The sequence below is a fragment of the Atopococcus tabaci DSM 17538 genome (assembly GCF_000429585.1).
Classification (GTDB): Bacteria; Bacillota; Bacilli; order Lactobacillales; family Carnobacteriaceae_A; genus Atopococcus; species Atopococcus tabaci.
In genome coordinates, this window is sequence record NZ_AUCD01000108.1 from 1 (window position 1) to 3338 (window position 3338).

The 3338-nt window shown below is 46.1% G+C and carries 4 protein-coding genes; all 4 read right to left on the reverse strand.

Annotated features, from left to right (window positions below; genetic code table 11):
- Positions 1 to 113: 113 nt before the first annotated feature.
- On the reverse strand, positions 114 to 713 hold the full coding sequence (locus G470_RS0111365) for a hypothetical protein (RefSeq protein ID WP_028274896.1): 600 nt from the start codon (positions 711 to 713) through the stop codon (positions 114 to 116).
- Between the two features lie 23 nt (positions 714 to 736).
- Complete coding sequence (locus G470_RS0111370; protein ID WP_028274897.1) at positions 737 to 1255, reverse strand: general stress protein; 519 nt, start codon at positions 1253 to 1255, stop codon at positions 737 to 739.
- Between the two features lie 26 nt (positions 1256 to 1281).
- Positions 1282 to 2154: an SDR family oxidoreductase gene (locus G470_RS0111375; protein WP_028274898.1), complete on the reverse strand. Its 873-nt coding sequence runs from the start codon at positions 2152 to 2154 to the stop codon at positions 1282 to 1284.
- Positions 2155 to 2235: 81 nt separating this feature from the next.
- Positions 2236 to 3081, reverse strand: coding sequence for a general stress protein (locus tag G470_RS0111380; RefSeq protein WP_028274899.1), 846 nt, complete (start codon positions 3079 to 3081; stop codon positions 2236 to 2238).
- Between the last annotated feature and the right edge of the window lie 257 nt (positions 3082 to 3338).

The following is a 3338-nucleotide window of genomic DNA, read 5'->3' on the forward strand; positions in this document are numbered from 1 at the left end:
ATTTCTTACCCTACTATTTTACTTTCCGACAACTATTTTACACATAGGAGTGCATGCAAAAAAAGACTTTCCATGAATGTTGCACGGAAAGTCTTTTTTGTTCAATTTAACTTTTATCTGCTTGAATTAGACGGACCGGACATATCGTCGCTTCCAGAAGGTGAAATGCCTTCGGATCTTTGACCTGGAGATCCCGGGCCCTTTGGCAAGCTTCTTTCGGTATCTTCTGCGTGAGCGGTCGGGTCTAACTCCGGACGCTGAGAAGGGTCTTCCGGCACACCTTCATCTCTATCGGAAGGTGCTTCCTGTGGATACGGACTTTCTTCCGTCGAACCTCTTAACGGGTTGCCTTCCACTTGGAAATCACGGTCAGCTTCTCTTCGGTCTTCGTTATCCCGGTGGAAACGATTTTCCCGTTCTCTGTTTGTCAACGTCTCATCGTCGTTGATCCAAAGCTCTTCGTCCCGGCGAGTTGTGGTATCGTCTTCCACCCGCTCATTGTCGTAATCTCTGTCGGAAAATGTCTCGACTTCATTACTGACGTTGTCCCCAATCGGAGATTCATTAGGCACTCGGTCTCCCGTATCTTGGTCCTCGTTTTCCACGAGAAAACCTAACGGACCCGGTTCAGGTGACACTTGGTCTCTGCGGTCATCTCTTCGATCTTCATTCAATTCGCTGCGATCGTTGTGCCATAATTCCTTGTCTTTCATTTGATTCCCTCCATATTCGTTTCTTATTCAGGCGGAATGCGGCCATGCTGCATGTTCTCATCAGCGTTTTTCAAATCCAGCCCTTCGCCCGGCCTGTGGATGTTTTCTTCTTGCATAGGACGATTCGACTCTAAATCCAGCGTTTCTTTGGATGCCTCGCGGATATCTCTGGTATCTGTCTTTTGATACGTATTGCCGTAACCGCCGCCGGTATTTTCTTCCACCAAAACAACAAAACTCCCGTAGCGGATGGCATCGTTGTATTCACGTGCCGTAGTGATGTCCACTCCGTATTCTTCCAACACCGTTTTGTCGTATTTTGAAGCAAACATCGACTTGAAACTTTCCCACACGGATTGGTAGCTGTCGATGGAAACTCCGTCCACCACAACCGGGGAACGGTTCATGATTAAGTTTCTGTTTTCAGCATTGGTCACAATCACGATATCGTTTGGCGAACGATTTCCTTCGGTCAATTCATTGTGGACGACACGGATGGTTTCTTCAACGGATCCGTATGCGCCTAAGACTACTTTGCCCATACAATCCCCTTTCCGTTTGTGAGGCGTCACCCATTCACAATGACGCCGCCGTTGACATGGATGGTTTGTCCTGTGACGTAAGACGAGTCCTCACTTGCCAAGTATACATAAGCCGGCGCCAGTTCATAAGCTTCACCTGGACGTTGGATTGCTCCATCTTTCCCCCAGGACGCCAGTTTGTCTTCAGGGAAGGTCGCTGGGATGAGCGGTGTCCAAATCGGTCCTGGTGCCACCATGTTCACACGGATTTTTTTATCCAGAATCTCTTGGTTCTGTGCTAAAGAACGAGTGAATGAAGTGATGGCCCCGTTGGAACCGGAATAATCCATCAAGATAGGGTTCCCTTTATAGGCGGTGATGGAAGTTGTGTTGATGATAGACCCGTTTTCATTCATATGAGGCAAAGCTGCCTTGATGAAATAGAACATGCTGAAGAGGTTGGTTCGGAATGTCCGGTCCAATTGCTCAGCGGAGATGTCCAGAATGCTTTCTTGGACATGCTGCTCACCTGCATGGTTGACCAGGACATCAATCGATCCCCATTCATCGACTACATCTTGGATCACCTGATTGGCAAAGGTTTCGTCTCCGACATCACCTTTTGCAACCTTCACTTTAGCGCCGATTTCTTCCAAACGTTTTTTTGTTTTCTCGGCGTCTTCATCCGAAGAGTAGTACGTGAACGCTACATCTGCCCCTTCTTTGGCAAACAAAATCGCTGTCGCAGCTCCAATCCCGCTGTCTCCGCCAGTAATAAGTGTTTTCTTGCCTTTCAGTTTTCCTCCGGCTTTGTAGGAATCACTTTCCACAATCGGTTCTCTTTTCATGTTGGACGATTCATCGTCAATAAGGTAACCTTCTTTTGGCTTCTGTGTTTTGATTTTGTCTTTTTCGCTCATATTATCTTCCTTTCTCCGATCATTTTGTGTTGACTAACCTTGAAATGGAAAAAGCGGACCTCATCCGCTTTTTCTCTCTGGCTATTTGTTGTCTTTTCCGTCCACTGTTCCTTTTGCGATGTTGTCTGGGTAACGGTGATCGCCGGAAGGATCTTTGACGACCGTGTCTTCGTCTCCGGTCAATTCAGGCGTGGTTTCCAAGGAATCGCCTTTGTCTGGAGTGGACTCTGCACTTGTTTTTTCAGATTGAGAAGTGGCTTCTCCTGAAGCAGCATCTTCTTCCTCGCGGGTGTTTTGTGCCTGGCTGGCATCGTGCGTGCTTTCCATTGCATCTGTGTTGGTTTCTGAAGTGTCTACGTCAGAAGGAGTGACTTCTTTCTCTTCGTCGCTGCCAACTTCATTAATGTTTTGTTTTTTTTCTTTGTCAGTCATATCGTTACTTCCTCCTTGATAAATCGTTTTTTCGTTTGGGGTGGCTTCCGCCTGCAGGCTGCTGTCAGAATGAGTCACTGTATCTTCTGGTTCTGACGCCAAAACCTGTTCATTCACTTCCGATAAGGAACCGTTGTGTCTCGGTGCGGCACTGTCTACCAGAAGAACAATTTCGTTCGCTTCCAGTGCGCTGTTAAAACGCTCCGCATTTTCTTCACGGACGCCGTATTTTTCCAGAGAATCTTCATCGTCGTCGTTGAACGTGAAAGCTTCTACGATGCGGTCCCAAAAGGAGTCCTCTTCATCCACATCGACGGCATCCACCGGCACTTGGGCCGCTTTTCTCAATTCCTCCTCAAACCCACTGTCGTCTTCCACAATGAGCAGGATTTCATCTGTTTGATAGCCTTCGTTCAACAGACGTTGGACGGCTTCTTTCGCTTCATCCACTGTTTGATACGTTCCTTCAACCCGTCTTTCCAATGCTTCCTCCATCCATATCACACTCCTAAATTATCAGCCGGAGAAAAATAACCTCTGTAAATACCGGCTCGAACACGTTTTCTAATTCAGTTTTATCATAGCAAACGCCTATTTAGAAAACAAAAATAACGCATTTTCTATAAATTAAGTTATTTATAAAAATACCTATCTTTATAAATTTGATTTGTCAAATTAAGCGAGACAAAATATCATTGTCTACATGATCTAAGAAACACTCAAGTGGTGTTCGATAATTTAATGACTTTCTT

Excerpts from the sequence above, each read along its gene's own strand:
- G470_RS0111380 (WP_028274899.1), bottom strand. The coding sequence starts at position 3,081 with ATGGAGGAAGCATTGGAAAGACGGGTTGAAGGAACGTATCAAACAGTG.
- G470_RS0111375 (WP_028274898.1), bottom strand. The coding sequence starts at position 2,154 with ATGAGCGAAAAAGACAAAATCAAAACACAGAAGCCAAAAGAAGGTTAC.
- G470_RS0111370 (WP_028274897.1), bottom strand. The coding sequence starts at position 1,255 with ATGGGCAAAGTAGTCTTAGGCGCATACGGATCCGTTGAAGAAACCATC.
- G470_RS0111365 (WP_028274896.1), bottom strand. The coding sequence starts at position 713 with ATGAAAGACAAGGAATTATGGCACAACGATCGCAGCGAATTGAATGAA.